Here is a 26108-nt window from a genome sequence, read left to right on the forward strand (position 1 = left end):
ACGCCGGAGCGCCCCGAGGCGAGCCGGCAGAACCAGCCGGCTAGGCGTCCGTACGGGCGTTCAGGATGTCCTGGGCCCGGTTCAGGCCGCGCCGCACCAGGGTCTCCAGGGCGTCCGCGCAGCGGTCCAACTCGTGAGGCAGGGCGGCCAGTTCATCCTCCGAGAACTTCTTCAGCACGAAGTCCCCGACGCTCTGGCCCTTCGGCGGACGGCCGATTCCGAACCGCAGGCGGACGAAGTCCCGGGTGCCGAGCACCTCGCCGACCGAGCGCACGCCGTTGTGGCCGCCGGGTCCGCCGGCGCGCTTGAGCCGGGCGGAGCCGAACGGGAAGTCCAGGTCGTCCTGCACCACGACGAGCCGCTCGACCGGGACGCCGTGGCGGCGCAGCAGCGCGGCCACCGGGCGCCCGGACAGGTTGATGGACCACAGCGGCTTGGCCAGCAGCACCCGGTGGCCGTCGACGTCGATCCCGGCCACCCGGGTGGCGATGCCGCGGCGGCGGAACCGGGCGCCGTGGCGCTCGGCCAGCCGGTCCACGGCGAGGAAGCCCGCGTTGTGCCGGGTGAGCCGGAACCACGGGCCGGGGTTGCCCAGTCCGGCGATCAGCCAGGGGTCGTCGGGGGTCATGCGGGGAGTCTCCGGAGGGTGTGGGGGGAAGGACGGCGGACGGCCGGAGCGCGGCGGGGACGGTACGGGACCGTTCCCGCCGCGCTCCGGCCGTCCGGGAAGCGCACGGAACACGTCGCACGTGCAGCACACACGGCATGCGCGGCACACGGCACACACGGCACACACGGCAATCGCAGCGCATGCCGAACACGCGGAACACGCAGGGAGCGCGCCCCGTGGACGACCGCTCAGGAGGCGGGCACGCCGGGTTCGGCGCCGCGCTCCTTGAGCATGTCGGTCATCAGCTGGAGCTCGGAGGTCTGGGCGACCACCATCGTCTGCGCGAGCCGCTTCTCGGCATCGTTCCGGGCCTTGTCGACGTAGCCCTGGGCCATCTCGACGCCGCCCTTGTGGTGCTCGATCATCAGCTGGAGGTAGAACACCTCGGCGTCCCGCCCGCTGAGTGTGCGCAGCTTCGCGATCTGGGTGTTGGTGGCCATGCCGGGCATCAGCGAACCGTCGTGGGCCTGGTAGTCGTGGCCCATCTTCATCCACGCCATCGGCGTGGCGGTCGAGTGCTGGGACAGCCCCCACTGGTCCAGCCAGCCCATCATCATCCCGCGCTGGTTGGCCTGGGTGTTGATGATGTCGAAGGCCAGGGTGCGGGTCGGCTCGTCGGCGGTGCGGTCCCGGACGACGAACGACAGGTCCACCGCCTGCTGGTGGTGGGTCGCCATGTCGCGGGCGAACCCGGCCTCCGGGGAGTCGTCCGCGGGGACGGACAGCGTGGACGAGCCGGACGCGGAGGTCCCGCTCGCCACCAGGGCCGGCACCCCGAGCGCCAGCGCCACGGCGGCGGCCAGCGCGGCCGGCCACCACATGCGGCGGCGGCGCGGGGCCCCGCCCTCCTCGACGGCGTCCGCCGTGGCCGCTGCCGTTGCGGGGGCGGACGCGTCGGGGCGGCCGGCGTCGGCGGCGGTCACATCTGCCCCATGGTGCAGGAGGCGCCCGGCTCCTGGGTCTGCTTGCCCTGGACGTACTTGGTGAAGAACTCCTCCACCCGCGGGTCGGTGGCGCTGTCCACGATCAGCTGGGTGCTCCAGGCGTTCAGGGTGATCGTGCCCTGCTCGTCCGGGTACGGGCTCATCATCGAGTACGGGGTCTTCTTGACCTTGTCCGAGAGGATCTTGAGGTCGTCCGGGGTGGCCTTGCCGTTGTACGTCACCCAGACCGCGCCGTGCTCCAGCGAGTGGACGGCGCGCTCGTTCTCGAGCGGCTGGTCGTAGACGTGGGCCATGCAGTCCGCCCAGATCGCGTTGTGGTCGCCGCCGACCGGCGGGGTCATCGGGTAGGTGACCTTGTCCTTGACGTGGGTGCGGCTCAGCTCGCCGAAGGTCTTCACGCCCGGGATGTCCGCGTTGGCGGCGACCTCCTTGTCCTTCTTCTTCTGGTTCTGGTCCATGACGATCCAGGTGCCGGTGGCGATCGCACCGACCACCAGCACACCGGCCGCCACCGAGGCGACGATCTTGTTGCGGCGGTCGCGGCGCTGCTCGGCGGCGCGCAGCTCGGCGATCCGGGCGCGGCGGTCGAGGCCGTCCTGCTTGCCGCCGGGCTTGTTGGACTGCTTGGAGGCGGAACCCATGGTGGTCGTCCTTGTCCCCGCCGCACCGGTCGGTGGCGGCGGTCAGCTGGAGTGAGAGGAAGGGCGGATCCGCCGGCGGCGCGCCGGCGGTGGGTTCCACTCAGGACCGGTGGACCTGGAGTTCGTGCAGGTCGGGAACAGGGTGTGCGCCGTCCAGCAGACCGGCGGGCACCACCCGGGGCGGCGCCTCGGGCGCGGCCGGGGTCAGGGGTGACACGGCGGGCTGCGGTTGCGGCGGCGGGTTCGGCAGCTGGGCGTCCTGCGGGCAGAACGGGTGGCTGGAGCAGCCGTTGTTGCGCGGCGGCTCGCCGCCGGCGGTGCAGAGGATCCAGTGCCCCTGCTCCTCGGCCGTCCGGTGGTGGTCCGAGGGCTTCGCGGACTTGGTGACCTTCGCGGCGCGGCCGGTGTAGGAGGTCTGCCCGGTGGCGACCTGGACGCTGACCACGCTGACCACGGTGACGGCGCTGACCGGGGCCCGGGGCGGGGCCGGATGGCCGGAGCCGTCCGCCGCCTTCGACTGGCCCGCGCAGGGCAGCAGTGTCAACAGGGTGACGAGCAGCAGGACCAACAGCCCACCCGCCGGGCGGCCCGCGGATGCGGCCCTCCCCGGTCGGGGCGAACTGGGGGCCGACGCGGTCATGCGCACATTTAATCAGCCGAACGAGTGATGCGATGCCCCCCATCAGCCCCCATTTTCGGCGGCCCGAGCGCCCGGATGACCAGGAAACGCCCTGCTCCGGACACATCCGGCAAGCACGGACGGAACGGAAGCGGACGAACCGGTGACGCACCCGGTGCGGTCCGGCGAACCGGCTGGTGAGCGCGGTGGCCGGGACTTTCCGGTGGGTGACCGGTTGTCGTCGAAACCCGGACAGGGTCCTCGCGGGTGGAGAACAATGTCGTCAGCCCGGCCCGCCGGGGCGGCGCGACCACGGAACGACCAGGAGCCGCCAGATGAGCAAGCAGGGTGCACCCGCAGAGCCGCACCGGCCGGACGACGGCTGGTGGGACGCCGTCTACGACGGTCCGGCGGGCACCCTTCCGGACACCCCGCACGCCGACCCCGGCGACGGCAGCGTGGACGACTGGTTCGACACGGCGGTCGGGCTCATCGGTCAGCAGCGGTCGGCGGAGCCGGAGCCGGAGCCGGAGCCGGCGTCGGGGTCGGCCTCGGCGTCGGGGTCGGCTGCCGAGGCTGTGGTGGAGCCTTCCGCGGAACCCGACGCCCCGGCGGGCTCGGACACCCGGGACAGCATCGACGACTGGTTCGACACGGCGGTCGGCGTGATCGGCGGCGGATCGGCGGGGATCGGGCGACAGCGGACCTCCACGGAGACCCACCGGTTCCCGGCCCCCGCCTTCGCCGACGACACACCGAAGGCCGCGCCCGCACCGGAGCCCGCGCCGGTCCCTGAACCCGCGCCCGCACCGAAGGCCGCGCCCGCACCGAAGGTCGCGCCCGCACCGAAGGCCGCGCCGGTCCCTGAACCCGAGCCCGCACCGAAGGCCGCGCCCGTCCCTGAGCCGGCATCGGCAGCCGAACCAGCCCCGGAGCCCACGGCCGTACCCGTCTCGGACCCGGTCTCGTTGGAGAAGCCCACCCCGCCGCCCACCCCCGAGCCGGAACCCGAGCCGGAGCGCACCCCCGAACCGGATCCCGCACCAGAGCCCGAGGCCCCCGAAACCGCCCACACCCCCGAGCCCGAACCCGTCCACACCCCCGAGCCCGACCCGGAACCCGCGGCCCAGGCCGTCCTCGATCCCCGCCTGGCCGTCCGCGCACCGCTCGCCGACGGCGGCGCCGCCGTCCCGCACGTCGGCGAACGCCCCCCGACGTACGGACCCGAGCCGACCGCCGTACCCGAGGCGGATCCGGGCGCCCTGCACGCCCTCGTACCGGACACCGTGCTGGACGGCGCCCAGTACGGCTCCACCGTGCTGCGCGCCGCCTCCGTCCGGGGCGACTCCGCGCGCTACCGGGGCGAGCCGCGACGCGACGCCCTGCTGGTCACCCGGTTCGGCGAGGGCCCCGACGGCCTGCTGCTCGCCGTCCTCGGCGGCTTCGACCGTACGGGCGGCGGCGCGGAGGACGAGGCGCCCGCCCCGGAGGCGGTCGCGGCCGCCACCGGCGAGGCGTGCCACCAGCTCGCCGCCGCGATCGGGCGCAGCCGGGCCGGCCTGGCCGCCGACCTGCGTGACGGCGCCCGCGACCGGCTCCGCTACGGCCTCCAGCGGCTGGCCACCGGCGCGGCCGCCCCGCTGCGCGCCCTGGCGCCCCGGCCGGAGGAGACGCCGTCCCCGGCCTCGCTGCACTGCCTGCTGGTGTCACTGGACCCGGGGGCCGCCTACCGCGCGGCCTTCGGTGTCGGCCCGGGCGGGCTCTACCTGCTGCGCTCCGGCCACTGGATCGACGCGTACGCGGCCCGCCTGCTGCACCATCCGGACGGTCAGCCGCCGGTGCCGGAGGCCCCGGTGCCCGGCCCGCGTCCGTTCCGGTTCCGGCTCGTCCCCGCGACACCGGGCGACATCCTGCTCCTCTGCACCCCGGGTCTCGCCCGCCCGGTCGCCGACGAGCCGGCCGTCGCCCACTTCCTGTCCACCCACTGGACGCACCCCCACCCCCCGGGCACCGTCGACTTCCTCCGCCAGGTGCAGGTCCGTGCCAAGGGCTACGCCGACGACCGCACGGCCGCCGCCGTCTGGACCGAGTGACACCGCACCGGCCAGGGCCGGAACAGCCAGGATCGGACCGGCCAGGGCCGGGGCGCGTCAAGCCCGGGGGCGGCGCGTCAGGCGCGCAGCAGGACGCCGGTGACGGCGGTGGCCTGGGTGAGGGCGACGGGGCGGTGGGCGTCCGGGAGGCCGATGGCGACGGGGACGGCGAGGCCGTCGAGCAGGGCGCGGATCTGTACCGCGCGGTCGGCGGCGGGCCCCGGGGTGAAGTGGCCGGCGGCGGCGCCCTCCTCGATGAGGGCGACCAGGTCGGCCTGCCAGGGGGCCTCGATCTCCTGCTGCCCCTGGCGGATCTCGGCGCTCGCGGGGGAGCGGCCCCACACCTCGACCCAGAGGATCCAGCGCGGGTCGCCCGGGCCCTCCGGCAGGTAGAGGCGCAGGTAGGCGTCGAGGCGCTGCCAGGGGTCGAGGGAGTGGTCGGCGAGGGCCTCACGGCGGCGGGCGCCGAGCCGGCCCTCGCTCCAGCGGAGGGTCTCCAGCAGCAGCTGGTCCTTGCTGCCGAAGTAGTAGAGCAGGTGTCCGGCGCTCATCTGGAGCTGTTTGCCGAGCCCGGCCATGGTGAGCTTGGCGAGCCCGTGTTCGGCGATCGCGGCCCGCGCGGTGGCGAAGACCTCCTCGCGGGGGCGGGCCGGCCGGCGCGGGCGGGGGTCGGCCATGTGCGGGTCTCCTCGGTGGAACGGCGCTCGGAAGGCTACCCGGGTGGGCGCGCGGGGCGCCCACCCGGGTGGGGCGTCAGAGCGCCTTCGGCTGCTGCTGGGTGATGCAGTGGATGCCGCCGCCGTTGGCGAAGATCTCGCGGGCGTCCACGAGTTCGACGGTGCGGCCCGGGTAGGCCTCGGCGAGGATCGCGGCGGCCTCCTGGTCGCGCGGGTCGTCGAAGGCGCACAGGACGACCGCGCCGTTGGCCACGTAGTGGTTGATGTACGAGTAGTCGACGGGCTCGCCGTCCTCGTCCAGCAGGACGGTGGGAGCGGGCAGTTCGATGACCTCCAGGGGTCGGCCCTGGGCGTCGGTGGAGGCGCGCAGGACGGCGACCAGCTCGCGGCAGACCTCGTGGTCCGGGTGCGAGGGGTCGGGCTGGACGTGGGCGACCACGACGCCCGGGCGCACGAAGGAGGCGACGATGTCGATGTGTCCGCGGGTGCCGAACTCGTCGTAGTCGCGGGTGAGTCCGCGCGGCAGCCAGATCGCCTTGGTGGTGCCGAGGAAGGCGTGCAGCTCGGCCTCGACCTCCTCCTTGGTCCAGTCCGCGTTGCGGCCCTCGCCGAGCTGGACGGTCTCGGTGACCAGCACCGTGCCCTCGCCGTCGACGTGGATGCCGCCGCCCTCGTTGATCAGCCGGGAGGCGAAGCGCTGAACATCCGTCAGTTCGCTGATGTGCTCGGCGATGTGCTGGTCCTTGTCCCAGCGGGCCCAGGACTGCGCGCCCCAGCCGTTGAAGATCCAGTCGGCGGCGGCCAGCGAGCCCTTGCCGTCGATCAGGAAGGACGGGCCGATGTCGCGCATCCACGCGTCGTTCAGCGGGCGTTCGACGATCTCGACCCGCTCGGAGACGTACTTGCGCGCCTCCTCCGTCTCGCCGGTGTTGACGATCAGAGTGACCGGCTCGTACCCGACGATGGTGTCGGCGACGGCGGCCCAGGCCTGGCGGGCGGCGTGCAGCTGCTCGGGGCCGTCGAACGTCGGGTTGGCGGTGGGGAAGGCCATCCAGGTGCGCTCGTGCGGGTGCCACTCGGCGGGCATCCGGTAGCCGAGCGAGGCGGGCGTGGTGGTGGTCATCATCGAGTCCTAAGGGAGTCCTGGGCCTTGGCCGGATCGTCGGGGGTCAGAGGAAGTAGAGGCGGCTGAGCGAGACGCTGTCCGCGGGCTCGGATCGCAGCGGCGAGCCGTCCAGCGAGACCAGGCCGGTCTCGGTGACCTCGACCCGGCCGATGCGGGCGTTGCGCACCATGTCGCGCGGCCCGATGCCGCGGGTGTTGCGCACGCCGACCCGGCGGCGGCGGGTGGGCAGCCCGTCGGCGGCCTGGTCGAGGTAGGCGCCGTCGGCGGCGACCTGGGCGACGAAGGCCACCGAGATGTCGGCGGCGGTCGCGCCGTGGGCGCCGAACTGCGGTCCGAGAACGAGGGGTTCGCAGCGGTCGGTGGAGGCGTTGGGGTCGCCGACCACGCCGTACGCGGGGAAGCCGGCCTTGAGGACCAGCTGCGGCTTGGCGCCGAAGTGGTCCGGGCGCCACAGCACGATGTCGGCGAGCTTGCCGACCTCGATCGAGCCGACCTCGTGCGCGAGGCCGTGCGCGATGGCCGGGTTGATGGTGAGCTTGGCGATGTAGCGCAGCACGCGCTCGTTGTCGTCGCCGTCCTCCGTCGTCCCGTACGAGCCGGTGCCGTCGAGCGGGCCGAGTTCGGCCTTCATCTTCCCGGCCATGGCGAAGGTGCGGCGCACCGTCTCGCCGGCCCTGCCCATGCCCTGGGCGTCGGAGGAGGTGATGCCGATGACCCCGAGGTCGTGCAGCACGTCCTCGGCGCCCATGGTGCCGGCCCGGATGCGGTCGCGGGCCATCGCGGCGTCGCCGGGCAGGTCGGGCTTGAGGTCGTGGGCGGAGACGATCATGTCGTAGTGCTCGCCGAGGGCGTCCCGGCCGAAGGGCAGGGTGGGGTTGGTGGAGGAGCCGATGACGTTCGGCACGCCCGCCATCTTCAGCACGTTGGGGACGTGTCCGCCGCCGCAGCCCTCGATGTGGAAGGCGTGGATGGTGCGGCCTTCGAGGACCTTCAGGGTGTCCTCGACGGAGAGGCACTCGTTCAGGCCGTCGGTGTGCAGGGCGACCTGCACGTCGTACTCCTCGGCGACCCGCAGCGCGGTGTCCAGGGCGCGGGTGTGCGCGCCCATGTCCTCGTGCACCTTGAAGCCGGACGCGCCGCCCTCGGCCAGCGCCTCGATCAGCGGGGCCTCGTCGGAGGACGAACCGCGGCCCAGGAAGCCGATGTTGACGGGCCAGGCGTCGAAGGCGTTGAAGGCGTGGCGCAGCGCCCAGGGGGAGTTGACGCCGACGCCCCAGACCGGGCCGAACTCCTGGCCGATGATCGTGGTGACGCCGGAGGCCAGCGAGGCCTCCATGATCCGCGGCGAGAGCAGGTGCACGTGGGTGTCGATGGCGCCGGCGGTGGCGATCAGGCCCTCGCCGGAGACGATGGTGGTGCCGGTGCCGACGACCACGTCCACGCCGTCCAGGGTGTCCGGGTTGCCGGCCCGCCCGATCGAGGCGATCCGGCCGCCGATCAGGCCGATCGAGGTCTTGCGGATGCCCTGGGCCGCGTCGATCACCAGCACGTTGCTGATCACCACGTCGCAGGTGTCCCGGACGGCGGCGGGCTTGAGGTGCAGGCCGTCGCGGGCGGTCTTGCCGAAGCCGGCCAGGAACTCGTCACCGGGCGCCTGGGAGTCGGACTCCACTCGGACGATCAGCCCGCTGTCGCCGAGCCGGACGCGGTCCCCGGCACGCGGGCCGTGGACGGCGATGTAGTCGTGCGGGGTGATCGAGGTCACTCCCCCACCTCCGGGTCGTCGAAGCTGGTCAGGTAGCCGGTCGCGCGGGCCTTCGCCAGGGCGGCCTCCTTGGCGCCGGGCGCGTCCAGCGGGCCGTCCACGAGCCCGGCGAAGCCGATCGCGACCCGCTCGCCGCCGATCGGCACCAGGCCGACCTCGACGGTGGCGCCGGGGTCGAAGCGCACCGAGGAGCCGGCCGGGACGGCCAGGTGGGTTCCGTAGGCGGCGGCCCGGTCGAAGGCCAGACGCGGGTTGGCCTCGAAGAAGTGGAAGTGCGAGGTGACCGAGATCGGCACCCCGGAGGTGTTGTGGACGGGGAGCAGCAGCGTCTCCTCGACCGGGTCGTAGCCGGTGCCGTCGCCGATCAGCGCGCTGCCGGGGGCCTCGTCGCCGAGCGAGCCGGCGCCCTTGAACGGGTCGTTGACGACGGCGAGGCGGGTGCCGTCCTCGAACACGGCCTCGACCTGGACGACGGTGACCACGTCCGGCACGCCGGGCAGCACGTCGGCGGCGGTCAGCACGGAGCGGCCGGCCTCGATGGCCTCGGCCAGGCGCCGGCCGTCGCGGGCGGCCTCGCAGACGGTGTCCGCGATCAGGGCGGTGGCCTCGGGGATGTTGAGGCGCACGCCCCGGGCGCGGCGGGCGCGGGCCAGTTCGGCTGCCGTGAAGATCAGCAGCCGGTCCCGTTCGGTGGGGGTCAGTCGCACGGTTCCTCGCTCGCGGGTCGTCGGGCCCCTCGGCCAGGCAGGGGGCGTCGGCTCGGGCCTCGGGGGTGCCTGGGGAGATGTTAGAACGCCGTTCAAACATCTCGGGGTCATTGAACCCGGACCGGGCCGCCCTGTCCAGCGTTGCCGCTCCGCGGGCGTTCGGCCTGCCGGGCGGGGGACGGGGGTGAGGGGCCCGGCGGGGGACGGGAGTGAGGGGCCCGGCGGGGGAGCGGGGGCGACGGCTCCGACGGGGCCGCGGGCCGGCGCCGTGGACCAGCGCGCGGGGGAGCGGGGCAGGGGGCGCGTGGTCGGGCGTGCGGTCCGTACGGGCGCCGGGTGTGCGCGGGATCGGGCGGGGGCGTCCTCGAAAACGGCCTCTGCGCTTCGCAAACCTGTCCGGCGCGGGCAGTTGGATCACGCGAACCACCCCGTGCCCCTTTCACCCCACGTGATCGGACGCACACTGTTGCAAACGCCGTCAACTGGGCATGAGGATGAGTGGTCAGAACGAGGGGGCCACCCGGCCGGCGGGGGATCCGGAGGCAGGGGGCCCGGATTCCAGGGCGGGGGCATGTGTTGATGGACGGTCAGTCGCGATTCCCGCGGCAGCGGACGAGTTCCGGCGACGCCTACCGGTCCGGGCCGGTCCAGGGGCCGGTCGTCGGCACCGGGACGACCCTGCCGGGCACACCGGCTCCGGGGTGTGCCCTGCACCGGCGGTTGCACCTCACGCTCGACCCGGCGGACCTGGTCGGGGTGGGCGCGGTCAGGCACCGGCTGCGTTCGGCGCTGAGCCACTGGGGGGTGCCGGAGCTCTCCGACACCGCCGAGCTGCTCTCCTCCGAGCTGGTCACCAACGCGCTGCTGCACACCGGCAAGGGCGCGGTGTTCGATGCGGTGCTCGGCACGGACCACCGGCTGCGCGTCGAGGTGCAGGACGGCACCAGCAGACTTCCCGGGCGCCGCCGCGATCCGGAGGCCGAGTACGCCACCTCGGGGCGCGGCCTGCAGCTGGTGGAGGCGCTCGCGGACTCCTGGGGCGTGCAGCTGCGCGGCGACGGCAAAGTCACCTGGTTCGAACTCGCCACGCCCTGAGCCGCGCACCCGTCGACGCCCGGGACCTGCGCCCTTACGGTTCCGGGCCGCCATCGCCGGTATGGTCGTACGATTGTTTGTCGTCGATTGATTCGCCGTCGAAGCAAGCCCTGAACAGAAGGCGGAACGGAAGGTTTCCGGCCCGTTGGCATTGCCGCTCGGCCGAACATTGGCCAGGATGGTGGGAATGTGTGTCCACGTGCGGGAAGCAGCGGGGAGACCGAACCTCGACTGGCCACCGCCCGTCGCACCGTCCTATCCAGCACGACCCATCACACCGCCACGCGGCCCGTCCGGACGGTCGGCGCGGTCCGCCACGGCAGCGGCAGGAGCAGCATGCCCACTGAGCCCGAGTCGCCGGGGCCGGCGCTTCCTCCCGGCGCGTCGCCCGTCGTCGAGCCGCGAACGGTAGAGCCGAGGACCGTGGAGTCGAGGACCACCAAGCCGAGAGCCGTGGAACCGCGCACCGTCGAGCCGAGAGCCGTGGAACCGGGAGCCGTCGGAGCGCGCGTCGCCGAGCCGAGAGCCGTGGAGCCGGGCGCCCCGGAGCCGCGCACCCCCGGGAGCGGCCGGGGCAGGCCGCCCGCCCAGCCCTCGCGCCGCGGCTCCGCGGTGCGCCCGTCCCCGAGCCTCGCCGCCGCCCGGCTCGCGCCCGTGCTCTCCGGGGGGCTGCCGCCCTCCACCGCGGACACCATGCCGGACTGGCTGGAGCCCGCGATGGCCGCCAACGGCATCGGCTCCTTCGACTGGGACATCCGCCGCGACGTCCTGGAGGGCGACCAGCGGGCCTGCGCGATCGTCGGACTGGACGCCCTGGAGCGGGTCCGCTTCGACCGCACCGCCGCCTCCTTCCTGACCCTGCTGCACCCCGAGGACGCGCCCGTGGTGCGCCGCCGGGTCGAGCGCGCGGTCGCTGAGCTGGGCCAGTGCGGCGCCTACTACCGCACCGTCGGGGCGAACGGCGGCATGCGCGCGGTGCGCTTCCGCGGCCGGGTGCTCGCCGACGCCTTCGGCCGGGCCTCCCGGATGGTCGGCTTCGTCTGGGACGCCACCGTCGAGCTGCACAAGCGCGACCACGCCGACCGGATGGCCCAGCTGCGCGAGGAGCGCTCCCGGTTCATCAAGGAGGCGGCGCGCGCCCTCTCCGAAGCCGTCACCGTGCGTGACGTGGCCCGGGTGTTCACCGAGCTGCCGCTGCCCGGACTGCCGCCGGACGGCCTGGTGCTGGCCTCCTTCGAGGCCGGACGGGCCCAGATCCTCGGCGCCTCCGGCTACCGCGCCGACACGCTGGCCGTCTGGGACCGCACCGTGCTGCCGACCGGCCACCCGGCCGCGGAGGCGCTGCGCCACCGGGCGCCGGTCTTCGTGTCGACCCGCGAGGAGTTCCGCGACGGCTACCCCGAGGTGTGGGAGCCGACCAGCCGCGGCGGCCGGGGCTCCTGGGCGTACCTGCCACTGGTCGCCAGCGGCCGGGCGATCGGCGTCTGCGTGGTCAGCTTCGACGACGAGCGCGAGCTGGACGCCGACGAGCGCACCCTGCTGTCCACCCTGGGCGGGCTGGTCGCCCAGTCGCTGGCCCGGGCCCGGCTGCACGACGCCGAGCACGAGCTCGCGGCCGGCCTCCAGCGGGTGATGCTGCCGCGCACCGTCCCGTCCGTCCCGGGCGTGACCACCGCCGTGCGCTACCTCGCGGCCGGCTCCGGCCTCCAGATCGGCGGCGACTGGTACGACGTGGTGCCGCTGCCCGGCGGGCACGTCGGCCTGGTGATCGGCGACGTCCAGGGCCACGACGTGCACGCCGCCGGGATCATGGGCCAGCTGCGGATCGCGCTGCGCGCCTACGCGGCCGAGGGCCACCCGCCCGCCGCCGTGATGGCCCGCGCCTCCCGCTTCCTCGCCGACCTGGACACCGACCACTTCGCGACCTGCACCTACGCCGAGGTCAACGTGGACTACGGCGTGGTCTACGCGGTCCGGGCCGGCCACCTCGACCCGGTGGTGCGCCGCGCGGACGGCACCGCCGCCGTGGTGCCGGTGGCCGGCGGGCTGCCGCTGGGCATCGACCCGGACCAGGAGTACCGCGTCACCCGGTTCAGCCTGGACCCTGGCGAGACCGTGCTGCTCTGTACCGACGGCCTGGTCGAGGCGCGTGGCATGGACCTCGACGAGGGCGTCGCCCGGCTCACCCGGACGCTCGCCCGCCCGCTGCCGGACGCCGCCGAGGCCGCCCGCGACCCGCTGGAGGAGCTGGCCGACCGGATCGCCTCCCAGGCCGCCGACTCCAGCGAGCGCGAGGACGACATAGCGCTGCTGCTCCTGCGCTGGGACGGCCCGGCCGGCGGCCTGGCCGCCCAGCAGCTGCGCCGCCGCATCGGCCAGGCCGACCTCGCGCGGGTCGCCGAGGTCCGGGCCGAGCTGCGCGACGCGCTGCGCCGCTGGGGCGTCGCCGAGTTCATCGACACCGCCGAGCTGCTCTCCTCCGAACTGGTCACCAACGCCATCCGGCACACCGACCGGGACGCCATGTTCACCGCCCGGCTCTACCGGGAGCCGGAGGCGGACGGTGGCCGGGCCCGGCTGCGGGTCGAGGTGGAGGACGAGTCGGACCTCTGGCCGACCCGCCGCACGCCGGGGGAGCAGGCCTCCTCCGGACGCGGACTGATGCTGGTCGAGGCACTCGCGGACTCCTGGGGCGTGGAGCCGCGCGGCTCCGGCAAACGGATGTGGTTCGAGCTCAGCGGGACGGCGTCGGCGGCGGCCTGAGGCCCCGTCGGCTCAGGCCCGGCTGGACGACCGCGCCCCCGGCCGGCTCCACCTCGCGCTCCGCCGCGAACCGTTCCGTGCCGACCCGTTGGCGGATTCGCCGGCAATGCGCTGAGGAGAGGGATTTCTGGCCCGGTGACGATCGCACGGTCGTAGGAATGCGCGGCGGATCGTTCCCGGAATGACGGGCTTTTCGAACCTGATATCGCACGGGTTTTCGTCAACGCCGCGTGACGCGAGGGCAGCCGCCGCACATGTCCTGCGGATCCGCGGTGTAGACGAGGCAACAACTGGCCCGGGAGCGCTCCGGGCCCGGGGCGCCGCCCGACCCGGGCGCCGGGGGTGCGAAGCCGGCGCCCGGAGTGAAGGGGGCCGGTGCGGGGGCGGGCCGGCCGTCCGCGCCGGGCGTGTGCGCGGGGTCGAGGGGCTCGCCGGGCGCCAGCAGCGTGGACAGTTCGGCGCGCGCCCGCTCCTGCTCCCCGAGCAGTCCGCCCGCGTAACAGAGCCCCTCCACCACGGCGTCGGTGGCCATCGCCCACAGCACCCGGGGTCCGCGCCGCGCCTCCGGGCCGAAGGCGGTGAGCACCGGGGCCAGGAAGGCGCCCAGCGCGGACCGCAGCGCGGCGGCCAGCGCCGGCTCGTCCGGCACCGACCCGGCCTGGCCCGAGCCGGCCGCAGGATCCTCCGGCAGGCAGACGAACTCCGCCGGGCGGACGGTCAGTTCGACCGCGTCGGGGCGTCGGTGCAGCGCGACGTCCCCGAGCGCGAGCAGCGGGACGCGCCGCTCCAGGAACCAGGGCAGTGTGAACAGCAGCGAGACCGGCCAGACGAAGCGGTGCAGCCCGAAGCCGGCCGCGACGTCCGGGCGCAGCGGCCGCCCGTAGCGGGCGAGGCCCTGCCGGGCGTCGTGGGCGATCAGCTCGCGGACCGTCTCGGGGCGGGCGGCGAGGTCGGCGGCGGTCAGCCAGCCGTCGCCGTGCCGGGGCCGGGCGCAGCGCACCGTCAGGATGGGGGTGAGCCCGGACAGCCGGTGGTACGAGGGCGCGCCCGGGGTGGTGGGGGCGGGAGCGGGGACGGGGGTGCGCGCGCCGGTGGTGCGGGGGGCGCGCGGCGTGGGGCCGGGCCGGGTGCTCGCGGTCATGGGCGGCCCCCTCGGGTCGACCGGGGCGCCCATGGTCCGCCCGGCGGTGCCCGGCGGCGGTGGCGCGCCGGACGCGGCCGGGCCGGGGCATGGCGGTGCCCGGGGAACGGCAAGGCGACCTGGCCGGGGTACTGCTCCCCCCGGCCAGGTTAGCCTCACCTTAGCTGATTGTCCCCCCGGTCTCGCTCGGGATGCGTCCGTCCGTGAGAGCCCCCGGCGTGCGGCGGAGCCCCAGCTGGCGCGCGAGCCAGACCGGCACTCCGCCCAGGGCGGCCACCAGCCGGGCTGCCTCGGCCCGCAGCCGCGCCGCCTCGGGCGGCTCGGACACCTCGGCGAGCGCGGCGAGCGCCGGCGCCACCCCCACCGTGAAGCCGAGTTGCTCGCGCAGCCGTAGGGAGGCGTCGAAGCCCTCCCGGGCGTTCCCGCGGTCCCCGCGGGAGAGCGCCAGTGCGGCCAGGTGTCGCCAGGTGTACGAGCGCAGCAGTTCGTCCCCGCGCTCGCCGGCGCCGTCGTGCGCCCGGCGGTAGGCGATCCAGGCGGCGCTGCGGTCGCGCAGCAGGTTCTCGGCGACCAGCCCGCGCCGGAAGTCCAGCAGCGGGCGGCCCGGGGCGTCCGGTGGCAGCAGGGCCGAGGTGCGGCCGAGCGCGGCCTGCGCCTCGTCCAGCCGGTCCCGCGGGCCGAGCACGCTCGCCACGTACGCGAGGAAGCCGCGGGCGCAGGCGGCGGCCGCGCGCTGTTCGGTGCCGGAGGCCAGCGCCTCCGCCAGGCGCAGCGCCTGCTCCGCCTGGGTCCAGTTCGCGGCGGTGAACAGGCACTGCTCGATGAGGAGTTCGGCCCGCCCCAGGGCCGTGGCCGGGTCGTGCTCGGCGGCCGGTCGCAGCAGTTCGGCGGCCTCCTGCCAGCACCCCCGGGACCTCAGCCGCCACACGGTGTCACCCGGCTCCTCCGCTGCCGCCCGCCCCCGCCCCTCCGGGCCGCTCGGGTCCCATCCGTGCTCCGACAACGCCACCTCCTTGTGTGCGCCATCCGGCAAGGGCGCGGACCCGCCCCTGAGGCCCTGCCGCCACGACCCGTGCGCATGACGACGACAGGGCGAAAGGCCCGCGCTGTGGCCGCAATTCAACACGGGGGTGAGCTTGTGCACCAGATCACGAGCGAAGGTTGTTGCTTTTGGAGGAAAAATGATCTAGGGGTGCGCACGGGAGGAGACGCGGAGGAGGGGGAAGAGGAGGGGAAGGGGGCCGCCCGCCGGGCGGCCCGGTGGGTCAGGAGGTCCAGCCGGTCTCCATCAGGGCCTCGGCGGCGCCGTTCGCGGGCTGCGGCACACCCGCCAGGTCCAGGCTGAACAGGGCGACCAGCAGCTGTTCGCCCCGCACGGTGGCCTGGTGCGAATAACCCGCGAGGGTGAACATCGCGGCGGCCATCTCCTCGGCGTGCAGGGTCTGCAGCCACAGGCACTCGACCGACTTCACGTCGGCGGGCTCGGTCCAGGTGTCCACCTGGGCGACCATCCGGCTGCCCAGCAGGGTGACCCCGTCGCGCTCCTGGGCCTCGGTCAGCTCAAGGTCGTCGAAGCCGAGCCACTCCAGGTAGCGGGCGGCGGTGAACACCGCGTCCTGCGAGGTGCGCACCGGGTGCGGGCGGAACGGCGTGCGGTGGCGGAACGGGCGGGAGCGGCCGGCCGTGGGCGGCGCGGGCGGGGCCGGGGTGGGCACGTTCACCGGGTGGGCCGGGTACGGGCGGGCGGCCTGCGGGCCGGAGGCGGCGAGCGGGGCGGCGGTGCCGGTGCCCAGCCGGGTGGCGCGGTCGACCGGTAGCCGGACGGTGGCGCCGCAGTTGCAGGTGAACTCGGGCTGCGGCCACTGGTCGGAGCGGCCGCAGTGCGGGCAGCGCATGCTCAGCCAGGAGTCCTCCCAGGAGCGGAAGCGCACCTGCACCGGCACCCCGCCGCGCAGCAGCGGCACCTTGAGCGAGGCCCCGCACGGGCAGGGCAGGGACGGCGGTTCGTAGAGGTGCTCGCGGCGGCAGGCGGGGCAGCGGATGGCCCGGGCGCCACCGCCCGGCCCCGGCCGTGTGGGGTCGTGTCCGGTGTAGTCGTCGGGCAGTCCGGCCATCGCGGGCTCCGTCCGTCGGTGTCGGGTGGGTGGGACGATTCCCATGCTCCCCGAAATGTCCGGCGCCGGACGCGGAATGGGGCAATCCTCAGGGACGGATCAGGGGCTCCTGCCCACCCGGGTAGGGGCGGAATCCTTCCGCGGGGGGATGCCCGGCGGGCCGGACCTGGACGTTCACCCCGCGGACCAGCGGGCCAGGTCGGCGGGGGTGTCGAGGTCGTCCGGGACGGCGACGTCGGCGCACTCGACCAGGACGAGCTCCGCCGCGTGCGCCGTCAGCAGGGCGCGGGCCCCGGCGTCGCCCCGGGCGCCCGCCGCCGCCTCGGCGAAGTGCCGGGCGCCGATCAGCACCGGGTGCCCGCGCCGCCCGTCGTAGGCCGCGGCGGCCAGGTCGGCGCCCGCCCGGTGGACGGCCAGCAACCGGGACACCGCGGCCGGGGTGACGCCCGGGGTGTCCACCAGCATCACCAGCGCCGCCGAGGCGTGCGGCGGCAGCGCGGCCAGGCCGGCCCGCAGCGAGGCGCCCATGCCCTGCTTCCAGTCCGGATTGCCGACCAGCCGGCAGCCCGGCAGGTGCGCGGTGGCCCGTACCCGGTCGCCCTGCGCGCCCAGCACCACGGTGACGTCCGCGCAGCCGCCGGCCCGGACCACCGCCGCCGCGTGCTCCACCAGCGGCCGTCCCCCGTACCGCAGCAGTGCCTTGGGGCGCCCGCCGAGGCGGCTCCCGCCCCCGGCGGCGAGGATCAGGGCGGCGACCGGGCCCGGCCCGGCGGGTGTCGGTGGTGTCTGCATGGGGTCAGGTGGTGTCTTCACGGGGCCAGCCTGCCCGGTCGGGGCCGGGGCGTGCGCGGCGGGGGCCGGCGAGGGGCGCCGCGTCCGCCGGCCGGACGCCCTCGCGGGGGAGCGGGTGTGAGCAGGTGTGAGCAGGTGTGAGCTTCGACATGCTCCGGGCCGCCGCGTGGCGTCGGCTTGACCTGCTCTCGGGGCGGCTGATCTGCTGGTTCGCCGTCAACCCGCCCCTGAACCCGGGAGTTCTCCGTGCCCGCCCGCCGCTCCACGCTGTCCGCCGCCACCGTGTTCCTGATATGCGCGCTCGCGCTGGTCGGCTGGTTGATCGGCGGCCGCGACCACAAGTCGACCGGCCCCAAGGCCGACGGCGGCACAGCCGCCCCCGCCGCCGGGGCCACCGGCACCAGCCCGTTGCAGAACCCGGACGGCACCAAGCCCGGCCTGGCGCCGCTGACCACCCCCGAGGAGCAGAAGGCCGGCCGGGACGTCATAGCCAAGGTCGCCACCGCCGCCGTCGGAACCAAGGACGGCTACGACCGCAACGAGTTCGGCCCCGCCTGGACGGACAACGTTGACGGCGTCCCGTTCGGCGGCAACAAGTGCGACACCCGCAACGACCTGCTCGCCCGGGACGGCACCGGCGTCGAGCACAAGGACGGCTCGGACTGCACCGTCACCGCGATGACCATCTGGGACCCGTACACCGGCAAGAGCGTCCAGTGGACCAAGCAGCAGGCCTCCAAGATCCAGATCGACCACGTGATGCCGCTGTCCTACGACTGGCAGATGGGTGCCAGCAAGTGGGACAAGGCCAAGCGCGTCCAGATCGCCAACGACCCGCTCAACCTGATCCCCGCCGACGGCTCGCAGAACGCCTCCAAGGGCGACTCCGGCCCGGCCACCTGGCTGCCCGCCAACACCGAGATCCGCTGCTCCTACGCGGTGCGCTTCGCCCAGGTCTCGCTGAAGTACCAGCTGCCCGTCTCCGAGGCCGACAAGAAGGCCATGCTCCAGCAGTGTGGCGGCTGACGAAACGTTAATCCCGTGCAGCCGCAGGCGGGTGCGGTGTGCGCGCGGCGCGTGCCGGGTGGTACTTGTGGGCGGTGGCCCCGATGATCCCCCGGCTCCCCCGCCCGCCCGGGCGCACCCTGCCCGCCCTCGCCGCCGCACTCGCCCTCGCGCTGTCGAGCGGCTGCACGGGCACCGCCCCCGGCCCGCCCGACCGGCCGCCGCTGGCCGAGCGGGTCGCCGCCACCGCCGCGCCCGCCCTGCGCGCGCTCTACGACCAGCGGATCGACTGGCGGCACTGCCCCGACGAGGACGGCGACGACCCGGACCGGGCCGCCGTGCGGTGCGCCACCCTCAAGGTCCCGCTGGACTACGCCGACCCGGGCGGGCCCACCGTCGACGTCGCCCTCGCCATGGTGCCCGCCGCCGACCGCGCGCACCGGCTCGGCGCCCTGCTGCTCAACCCCGGCGGCCCCGGCAACTCCGGCGTCGACATGGTCCGTTGGGGATGGAAGGGCTACCAGGGGCCGCTGCACGACCGGTACGACCTGGTCGGCTTCGACCCGCGCGGCGCCGGCGACACCACCCCGGTCCACTGCCTGGACGACCGCACCCGCGACCAGTGGGACGCCACCGACGACCCGGCCTACGACCACGGCCGGATCCTCGCCGAGGCCTGCCGCGCCCGGCACGCCGACCTGCTCCGGCACCTCGGCACCCGCGACACCGCCCGCGACCTCGACGTCCTGCGCGGCGCCCTCGGCGAACGCCGCCTGGACTTCCTCGGCTTCTCCTACGGCACCCACCTCGGCGCCGTCTACGCGGAGCAGTTCCCCGACCGCACCGGCCGGCTCGTCCTCGACGGCGCCGTCGACCACGGCGCCCCCGCCGCGCGGCTCGGCACCGAACAGGCCGCCGCCGCCGAGGCCGGGCTCCGGGCCTTCGCCGCCGCCTGCGCCGCCGACGACGGAGCGGCCTGCCCGCTCGGCGCCGACCCCGCCGCCGCCCCGCAGCGCCTCGCCCGCTTCCTCGACGGACTGCGCGACCACCCGCTGCGCGCCGCCGACGGCCGCGCGCTCACCGCCGCGCTCGGCTGGGACGCCGCCCTGGACGTGCTCTCCGACGGCCGCCGCTCCTGGCCCCGGCTGCGCGAGGCCCTCGCACCGGCCGTCACCCGGGGCGAGGCCGAGGGCCTGCTCGCCCTCGCCGACGGCGCCGACCGCCGCGACGAGGACGGCCGCTACCGGACCCCGGCCGACGCCTACGCCGCCATCTCCTGCGCGGACGGCCCGCCCCCGCCCACCGACGCGGAACTGCGCCCGGCCCTCGCCGAACTCGCCGCCCGCGCCCCGCTGGTCAGCGGCCACGACCCGGTGGGCACCCTGCTCGACCCGGACTGCCGCCCCTGGCCGTTCCACAGCCCCGAGCCGCCGCGGCCGATCCGGGCGGCGGGCAGCGCCCCGATCCTGGTGATCGGCTCCACCGGCGACCCGGTCACCCCGTACGCCTGGGCGCAGCGGCTCGCCGCCGGGCTGGAGCGCGGGGTGCTGCTCACCCGGGACGGCGACGGGCACACCGGGTACGACAAGAGCGGCTGCGTCCGGGACGCGGTGGCCTCCTACCTGGTGGACGGCCGGCTGCCGGCGGCCGGGACGCACTGCCCGTCGGACTGAGGAACCGGGGACGGGAGAGGGGGCGTGCCGCGCGAACGCGGCACGCCCCCTCGGGGGTTCGGGCTCAGGAGGTGGGGGCCGTCAGGTCGTAGAAGGTGGTGGAGCCGATGGTCTTCGCCGTGTAGTGCGCCGTCACCCAGGACTCGATCTGGGCGGACTCGCTCTGCTGCCCGCCCCCGTCGCCGCCCGCGCCGCCGCCGAAGCCGCGGTGGGAGCCGCCCGCGCCGATGAACCAGTGCACCTTCCCCTCCTCGACGTACTTCCGGAAGCCGGCCAGGGTCAGCGAGGGGTCGGTGCCGTTGAAGCCGCCGAGGGCCATCACCGGTTCCCCGGTGGCGAGTTGGTAGCCGGCCGCGGTCTGCGAGCCGATCGTGGCGGCCGCCCAGGTGTAGTGGTCGGCGTTCTCCTCGATCACGGCGGCGACCTCGCCGGTCACCTTGGGGCCGTCGAGCAGCCCGCCCATGCCGCCGGGCGGCGGGCCGCCGGCCGAGCCGCCGGTGAGGCTGCCCGGGGCCTCGGGGGCCGGCAGGCCGGGGACGCCGCCGGTGCCGGTGCCGCCGGTGCCGCGCTCGTGGCGGCCGCCGGCGTGCTCGGAGCCCGTACCGCCGCCGTCGAAGCCCTGCCCGCCGTTGAAGCCCTGCCCGCCGGTGAAGCCCTGCCCGCCGGTGAAGCCCTGCCCGCCGTTGAAGCCCTGGGCACCCGGGAAGCCCGGCAGGCCGCCCTGACCGCCCTGGCCGTTCTGCCCGCCCTGGCCGTTCTGCCCGCCCTGGCCGAACCAGCGCCCGTTGCCGCCACCGGGGAAGCCCTTCGCGCCGTTGCCGCCCCTGCGCCCCGTGCCGCCGGGCCCGGACGCGCCGTCCACGCCCGGCCCCGCGGTCACGATCGAGCCGGTGTGCGGGGTGTTCACCGTGTCCACCGCGTACGCCGCCGGTCCGCCGAGCGCCGCCGCCACGCCCACCAGGCCCGCCACCGAGGCGATCCGCGCGCCGGTCCGGCCGGAGGCCCGTCCGGCCACCTGCCCGGCGACCAGCGCGGCCGCCGCCACCAGACCGCCGACCAGCACCGCCCAGCGCAGCCACGGCAGGAAGCCCGGGCTGCGGCCGAGCAGCACGAACGCCCAGACCGCCGTCACCGCGAGCGTCCCGGCCAGCACCAGCGCCCAGGGCAGCCGGTGCCGGGCCCGCCACAGCCCGTCCACGCCCATGCCGACCAGCGCCGCGACCGCCGGGGCCAGCGCCACCGTGTAGTACTGGTGGAAGATCCCGGACATGAAGCTGAAGACCAGCATGGTGGACAGCAGCCAGCCGCCCCAGACCAGGAAGGCCGCGCGGGCGGTGTCGGTGCGGGCGTGGCGACGGGTCGCCCAGAGGCCGACGGCCAGCAGGATCAGCGCGGCCGGCAGCAGCCAGGCGATCTGCCCGCCGATGTCCGTGCCGAACATCCGGGTCAGCCCGGTCTCGCCCCAGCCACGGCCGCCGCCGTGCGCCGTGGCGCCGCCCGGCAGGTCCAGCCCGGCCGGCATCCGGCCGCCGCCGCCCACGCTGCCGCGCTCGTTGCCGTCGACCCGGCCGAGGCCGTTGTAGCCGAAGGTGAGCGAGAGGAAGCTGTTGTCCTGCGAGCCGCCGATGTACGGGCGGGCCGAGGCGGGCACCAGCTCGACGATCGCCACCCACCAGCCGCCCGAGACCAGCAGCGCCGCGCCCGCGAGCAGGCTCTGGCGCACCCGCCGCCAGAACCCGGTGGGCGCCGCCACCAGGTGGATCACCGCGAAGGCGGGCAGCACCAGGAAGGCCGCCAGGGTCTTGGTGAGGAAGGCGAGGCCGAACACCACCCCGGTGAAGACCAGCCACCGGGTGCCCGCCGCCTCGACCGCCCGCACCAGCCCGTACGCCGCCAGCGTCAGCAGCAGCACCAGCAGCGCGTCCGGGTTGTTGAAGCGGAACATCAGCGCCGCGACCGGCGTGAGCGCCAGAGCGGCGCCCGCCAGCAGGCCGCCCAGCGGGGAGAAGCGGCGGCGCACCGTCGCGTACAGCACGCCGACGGTGGCCGCGCCCATCAGCGCCTGCGGGGCGAGGACCGACCAGGAGGAGAGGCCGAAGACCCGCGCCGACAGCGCCATCGGCCACAGCGCGGCCGGGGGCTTGTCGACGGTGATGAAGTTCGCCGCGTCCGAGGAGCCGAAGAAGAAGGCCTTCCAGCTCCGGGAGCCGGCCTGCACGGCGGCCGAGTAGAAGGAGTTGGCCCAGCCGGAGGCGCTCAGGCCCCACAGGTAGAGGACGGCGGTCGCGGCCAGCAGCGCGAGCAGGGCCGGGCGCACCCAGCGCGGGTCGTCCGCGCGCCCGCGCCAGGCGCGGGCGGGGAGGGTGCGCAGCCGGCCGGACCAGGAGGCCGGGCCCTTGGGGCCGGCCGGCGGCAGGGGCTGCTCGGGGAAGAGCGGTGCCGGGCCCGGCCGGACCGGGGCCGGCGCCTCCGGCGGCGGGTGGTTCGCGGCCTCGGGCCATGGTTCGCCGGCCGGAGGGGAGTAGCTGCTCGTGGTCATGCGCGACACGGTGCGTGGCGCGGCTGAGAGGACCGTGAGACGGGGCTGTGAGACGCGTGTGATCCGGAACGTCAGGCGGACGGCGGCATGGTGAGGTGCTTGCCCAGCCACTCCAGGGCCGGGGGGATCTCCCGGGTCCAGGTGTGGAAGTTGTGGCCGGCGGTGTCCAGGGTGATGGTGGACATCTTGGTGGGGGCCTTGAAGGCGGCGACCATGGCCTTGGTCTCGTCGTAGTTGTTCTCGTCGTACGCGGTGGTCAGCAGCAGCGAGACGGGGGCCGCGGGCTGGTTCTTCAGCCACCACAGCAGGTCGTTCTCCTGCTTCAGCTGGGCGCTGCCGCCGAACAGGTCGCCGGTGGTCGGGTCGTGGGCGGCGCTGTAGTAGCCGGAGAGGGCGACCGCCGCGCGGTAGGAGTCGGGCTTGCGCAGCGCGAACTTGAGCGCGCAGTAGCCGCCGGTGGAATTGCCGATCACGGCCCGGTTGGCCGGGTCGGTGCCGATCCGGTAGGTGGTGGCGAGGGCCTTGGGCAGGTCGGAGGTGAAGAAGGTCTCCACCTGGGGGCCGTTCGGCACGTCCACGCACTCGGTGTCCCGGTCGCCGACCAGGGTGGGGCGGGTCATCACCAGGACGGTCGGCGGCAGCTTCTTCTGCTCTATCGCGTCCAGCGTCGACGCCGGGTACTGCATCAGCGAGATCAGCTTCTCCGGGGTGCCCGGGTAGCCGGTGAGCACCAGGGCCATCGGGAAGCGCTGCTTGGCGTAGTCCGGCTGGAAGTACTGCGGCGGCAGGTAGACGTACGCCTCGGTGGTCAGCCCGCTGCCGGCCCCCCGGACGTCGACCTTCTGGATCTGGCCGGAGCGCTCCGGGTCCGAGCCCTGCGCGGAGTAGAACTTCTGCTCACCGGTGACGGCCACCCCGGAGGCGTTGGGCTGGTGGTCGACCACCGTGCCGAGCCCGCCGCTGGTGCCCAGCAGGTCCGTCCAGGAGCTGTAGAAGCCGAAGTAGCTGTTGGCGATCAGACCCATCGCGGCCAGCACCGACACCTGGGTGGCCAGGAACGCGCCGATCCGGCCCAGCCACGCCTTCCAGCCCTTCCCGCCGAACCGCGGCCACAGCCACATGGTGGCGGCGAAGACGGCTATCGCGAGGAGGGAGGCGATGATCTGGAGCGGGAGTCCGGTGAGACTGAGCACGGGCCCGATCGTAGTTGACCTCCGTGGACGGCCCTGGGGGCGGCCCCTTCCGGTGGCCGTCCGAATCGGGTTGACCGGAGTGGTTCGTGCTCGACAGCATGTCGCCCGACGCGTACGGGGAGTGCGCCGGGGTGACGGTGGGGTGGGGTCGTGGAGTTCAGGGGCAGGGCGGTCATGGCGGTCGGCGGGGTGCTGCTGCTGGCGGCGTGTTCCGGTGGGGGTGGGGAACGGGCGGCGGCGCCGAGTGCTTCGGCGACGGTGGTGCCGAGTGCTTCGGCGACGCCGTTCGGCACGACGCTCGCCCAGTCCCTGGAGCCGGTCGGTGCCGGGCTGGCGAAGGTGGCCGCGGCGACGACGATGAAGGAGGTCGAGACCGCGCTCGCCGTCACCGAGTCCAACGCCGACCGCGCCGTCCGGAACCTGAAGGCCGCCGCCGCACCGGACGGGGCCGACGCGGCGCGTGCCGAGCTGGTGGCGGGCCTGGGCACGCTCTCTTCCGAGGCGCTGACGATCCGCACCGACCTCAACCTCAAGAAGTACTGCACCGCCGGTGTCGTCAAGGCGCAGCTCGGCGGCGGTCAGGGGCTGGTGGCCGTCCCTGCGGCGCTCGCCAAGCTGGCGACGGCCGGCCAGCAGGCCGCCTTCACCGTCCCGCAGCTGCCCAAGCCGCAGCCGACGCCGCGTGTGCTGGAGAACGGCACCCTGGTCCGTGACGGCGGGAGCAACGGCAAGGGCACCTTGGAGGTCAAGAACAACAGCGCCACGGACGTGGTCTTCACGATCGGGGTGGACGGCACGTCGGTGGCCTCGGTGTACGCGGCCAAGGGGAAGGAGGCCGTCATCGAGGGCGTCAAGGCGGGCTCGTACGACTTCTACTACCTCGCCGGGGAGGACTGGGATTCCGGCGAGAAACAGTTCTGGCAGAACTGCCGTTCCGTCAAGTTCTCCGAGAAGTACGACTTCAAGCCGGCCGGGACGACCTGGACGATGACCCTCGGCGCGAAGGAGGGCGAGGGTACCCCCGCCAAGACCGAGTCGGGGAGTGTGGCCACCGCCCCGCAGCCATAACCCCGGCCCGTAACGGGCATACCGGGACGGGTCGTTGCCGTCGGGTGGCACAACAGGCCATGGGGAGTGGCGAGTTCGGTCACAATCCTTGACCGCTTGAAGTGGCCATGGCACTTTCGTGCGGCGCGGGCGTCGGCGACCAGTCGTACACCCCGCGATCCCCCACAAGGAGAGCCATGTTCAAGAGGATTGTCGCGGTGGCCGGTACGAGCGCCGTCGTCGCGGGCGGGCTGGCCTTCGCGGCCGCCCCCGCGCACGCCGTTCAGGCGGCCGACCTGACCTCCACCATCGCCCTGAGCAACTGCTCGGCCTCGCTGGTCCGTTACCCCACCTCGGTGGCCGGCGACCGCGCGCTGATGCTCACCAACGGGCACTGCCTGCCGACCATGCCCTCGGCCGGCCAGGTGATCCAGAACGCCACCGCCAGCCGTAGCGGCACCCTGCTCGACGGTGCGGGCAACAGCCTGGGCACCGTCCAGGCCGACAAGGTGCTCTACGCGACGATGACCGGCACCGACGTCGCGCTCTACCAACTCACCGACACCTACGGGTCGATCACCTCCAAGTACGGCGCCACCGCGCTGACCATCAGCGACACGCACCCGACCGACGGCGCGTCGATGTACATACCCTCGTCGTACTGGAAGCAGGTCTGGAACTGCTCCGTGAACGGCTTCGTGCCGACCCTGCGCGAGGACGAGTGGACCTGGCACGACTCGCTGCGCTACAGCTCCGGCTGCAACACCACCCACGGCACCTCCGGTTCGCCGATCGTCGACTCCGCCAGCGGGCGGATCATCGGCATCAACAACACCGGCAACGACGACGGCGCCATGTGCACCCTCAACAACCCGTGCGAGGTGGCCGCCGACGGCACCACCAAGGCCTACAAGGGCCAGAGCTACGGCGAGGAGACGTACTGGTTCACCACCTGCCTGAACTCCTCCACCCGGGCCATCGACCTCAACACGGCCGGCTGCCTGCTCACCAAGCCGGCCGGCAGCGGCGCCGTCACCGTCACCAACCCGGGCAACCAGTCCACCGCCGTGGGCGGTACGGTCAACCTCCAGATCAGCGCCTCCGGCGGCACCGCCCCGCTGTCCTACGCCGCGACCGGTCTGCCCGCCGGGCTGTCCATCAACTCGTCCACCGGTGTCATCGCCGGCACCGTCTCCGCCGCCGGCAGCTCCACCGTGACCGTCACCGTGACGGACGCGGCGGGCAAGTCGGCCTCCACCAGTTTCACCTGGGCCGTCTCGACCGGTGGCGGTGGCTGCACTCCGGCGCAGCTGCTGGGCAACGCGGGCTTCGAGACCGGTACGGCCACCCCGTGGACGGCGTCCAGCGGCGTGGTGGACAGCAGCGCCTCCCAGGCGGCCCACAGCGGTTCCTGGAAGGCGTGGCTGAACGGCTACGGCTCCACCCACTCGGACTCGCTGTCGCAGACGGTGACCATCCCGGCGGGCTGCAAGGCGACGCTGAG

Annotated in this window: 22 protein-coding genes; 7 read left to right on the forward strand and 15 right to left on the reverse strand. The window is 74.6% G+C overall.

The window, feature by feature from the left end; translation table 11 throughout:
- Positions 1–40 precede the first annotated feature (40 nt).
- From pth to ACWDBB_RS31590, 4 genes are all read right to left on the reverse strand, one after another.
- Positions 41–628 carry an aminoacyl-tRNA hydrolase gene (gene pth, locus ACWDBB_RS31575; RefSeq protein WP_449792827.1) on the reverse strand — a complete coding sequence of 196 codons (588 nt, stop codon included), beginning with the start codon at positions 626–628 and terminating at the stop codon, positions 41–43.
- 230 nt (positions 629–858) lie between these two features.
- Complete coding sequence (locus ACWDBB_RS31580; protein ID WP_449792828.1) at positions 859–1593, reverse strand: DUF305 domain-containing protein; 735 nt, start codon at positions 1591–1593, stop codon at positions 859–861.
- Positions 1590–2255: a DUF3105 domain-containing protein gene (locus ACWDBB_RS31585; protein ID WP_449792829.1), complete on the reverse strand. Its 666-nt coding sequence runs from the start codon at positions 2253–2255 to the stop codon at positions 1590–1592. The genes ACWDBB_RS31580 and ACWDBB_RS31585 overlap by 4 nt, the downstream gene beginning before the upstream one ends.
- A gap of 100 nt (positions 2256–2355) precedes the next feature.
- Positions 2356–2823 (reverse strand): hypothetical protein, encoded by a 468-nt coding sequence (locus ACWDBB_RS31590; protein WP_449792830.1) that lies wholly within the window; start codon positions 2821–2823, stop codon positions 2356–2358.
- A gap of 386 nt (positions 2824–3209) precedes the next feature.
- On the opposite strand from ACWDBB_RS31590, the gene ACWDBB_RS31595 reads away from it, so the two are divergent.
- Positions 3210–4967 (forward strand): protein phosphatase 2C domain-containing protein, encoded by a 1758-nt coding sequence (locus tag ACWDBB_RS31595; RefSeq protein ID WP_449792831.1) that lies wholly within the window; start codon positions 3210–3212, stop codon positions 4965–4967.
- A 77-nt stretch (positions 4968–5044) separates the two neighbouring features.
- Here the strand turns inward: ACWDBB_RS31595 and ACWDBB_RS31600 are convergent, their stop codons facing one another.
- From ACWDBB_RS31600 to ureA, 4 genes are all read right to left on the reverse strand, one after another.
- A complete protein-coding gene (locus tag ACWDBB_RS31600) occupies positions 5045–5644 on the reverse strand; it encodes a TetR/AcrR family transcriptional regulator (protein ID WP_449792832.1) in 600 nt (199 codons plus the stop codon).
- A gap of 76 nt (positions 5645–5720) precedes the next feature.
- Positions 5721–6770, reverse strand: a complete 1050-nt coding sequence (locus ACWDBB_RS31605; protein ID WP_449792833.1) for an agmatine deiminase family protein — start codon at positions 6768–6770, stop codon at positions 5721–5723.
- A gap of 43 nt (positions 6771–6813) precedes the next feature.
- The gene (locus ACWDBB_RS31610) at positions 6814–8535 is read right to left on the reverse strand and encodes an urease subunit alpha (protein ID WP_449792834.1); all 1722 of its coding nucleotides are present in this window, start codon (positions 8533–8535) and stop codon (positions 6814–6816) included.
- Positions 8532–9242 carry an urease subunit gamma gene (ureA, locus tag ACWDBB_RS31615; RefSeq protein ID WP_392869046.1) on the reverse strand — a complete coding sequence of 237 codons (711 nt, stop codon included), beginning with the start codon at positions 9240–9242 and terminating at the stop codon, positions 8532–8534. The genes ACWDBB_RS31610 and ureA overlap by 4 nt, the downstream gene beginning before the upstream one ends.
- A gap of 579 nt (positions 9243–9821) precedes the next feature.
- Here ureA and ACWDBB_RS31620 point away from each other — a divergent pair.
- Positions 9822–10337: an ATP-binding protein gene (locus ACWDBB_RS31620; protein WP_449792835.1), complete on the forward strand. Its 516-nt coding sequence runs from the start codon at positions 9822–9824 to the stop codon at positions 10335–10337.
- Between the two features lie 255 nt (positions 10338–10592).
- Here the strand turns inward: ACWDBB_RS31620 and ACWDBB_RS31625 are convergent, their stop codons facing one another.
- A complete protein-coding gene (locus tag ACWDBB_RS31625; protein ID WP_449792847.1) occupies positions 10593–10928 on the reverse strand; it encodes a pentapeptide repeat-containing protein in 336 nt (111 codons plus the stop codon).
- Between ACWDBB_RS31625 and ACWDBB_RS31630 the strand changes: the two genes are divergently transcribed.
- A complete protein-coding gene (locus tag ACWDBB_RS31630; RefSeq protein ID WP_449792848.1) occupies positions 10821–13100 on the forward strand; it encodes a SpoIIE family protein phosphatase in 2280 nt (759 codons plus the stop codon). The genes ACWDBB_RS31625 and ACWDBB_RS31630 overlap by 108 nt on opposite strands.
- Positions 13101–13320: 220 nt before the next feature.
- On the opposite strand, the gene ACWDBB_RS31635 is transcribed toward ACWDBB_RS31630, so the two are convergent.
- The 4 genes from ACWDBB_RS31635 to ACWDBB_RS31650 form a co-directional block, all read right to left on the reverse strand.
- Positions 13321–14241: a (2Fe-2S)-binding protein gene (locus tag ACWDBB_RS31635; RefSeq protein ID WP_449792836.1), complete on the reverse strand. Its 921-nt coding sequence runs from the start codon at positions 14239–14241 to the stop codon at positions 13321–13323.
- Between the two features lie 160 nt (positions 14242–14401).
- On the reverse strand, positions 14402–15244 hold the full coding sequence (locus ACWDBB_RS31640; protein ID WP_449792837.1) for a hypothetical protein: 843 nt from the start codon (positions 15242–15244) through the stop codon (positions 14402–14404).
- Between the two features lie 262 nt (positions 15245–15506).
- Positions 15507–16355, reverse strand: coding sequence for a hypothetical protein (locus ACWDBB_RS31645; RefSeq protein ID WP_449792838.1), 849 nt, complete (start codon positions 16353–16355; stop codon positions 15507–15509).
- A gap of 174 nt (positions 16356–16529) precedes the next feature.
- Positions 16530–17147: a nucleotidyltransferase family protein gene (locus ACWDBB_RS31650; protein WP_449792849.1), complete on the reverse strand. Its 618-nt coding sequence runs from the start codon at positions 17145–17147 to the stop codon at positions 16530–16532.
- A gap of 246 nt (positions 17148–17393) precedes the next feature.
- On the opposite strand from ACWDBB_RS31650, the gene ACWDBB_RS31655 reads away from it, so the two are divergent.
- Together ACWDBB_RS31655 and ACWDBB_RS31660 are read left to right on the forward strand one after the other, a co-directional pair.
- The gene (locus ACWDBB_RS31655) at positions 17394–18173 is read left to right on the forward strand and encodes an HNH endonuclease family protein (RefSeq protein WP_449792839.1); all 780 of its coding nucleotides are present in this window, start codon (positions 17394–17396) and stop codon (positions 18171–18173) included.
- Between the two features lie 83 nt (positions 18174–18256).
- Positions 18257–19825, forward strand: coding sequence for an alpha/beta hydrolase (locus ACWDBB_RS31660; RefSeq protein ID WP_449792840.1), 1569 nt, complete (start codon positions 18257–18259; stop codon positions 19823–19825).
- 64 nt (positions 19826–19889) lie between these two features.
- Here ACWDBB_RS31660 and ACWDBB_RS31665 read toward each other — a convergent pair whose 3' ends face one another.
- Entirely contained in the window at positions 19890–22364 is a 2475-nt protein-coding gene (locus ACWDBB_RS31665) for a glycosyltransferase family 39 protein (RefSeq protein ID WP_449792841.1), read from the reverse strand.
- Between the two features lie 71 nt (positions 22365–22435).
- Positions 22436–23557 (reverse strand): alpha/beta hydrolase, encoded by a 1122-nt coding sequence (locus ACWDBB_RS31670; RefSeq protein ID WP_449792842.1) that lies wholly within the window; start codon positions 23555–23557, stop codon positions 22436–22438.
- 150 nt (positions 23558–23707) lie between these two features.
- Between ACWDBB_RS31670 and ACWDBB_RS31675 the strand changes: the two genes are divergently transcribed.
- Together ACWDBB_RS31675 and ACWDBB_RS31680 are read left to right on the forward strand one after the other, a co-directional pair.
- Positions 23708–24625, forward strand: a complete 918-nt coding sequence (locus ACWDBB_RS31675; protein WP_449792843.1) for a hypothetical protein — start codon at positions 23708–23710, stop codon at positions 24623–24625.
- 176 nt (positions 24626–24801) lie between these two features.
- Positions 24802–26108: putative Ig domain-containing protein (locus ACWDBB_RS31680; protein ID WP_449792844.1), on the forward strand; the 1307-nt coding region annotated here is incomplete at its 3' end.

Source organism: Kitasatospora sp. NPDC001095 (genome assembly GCF_053598615.1).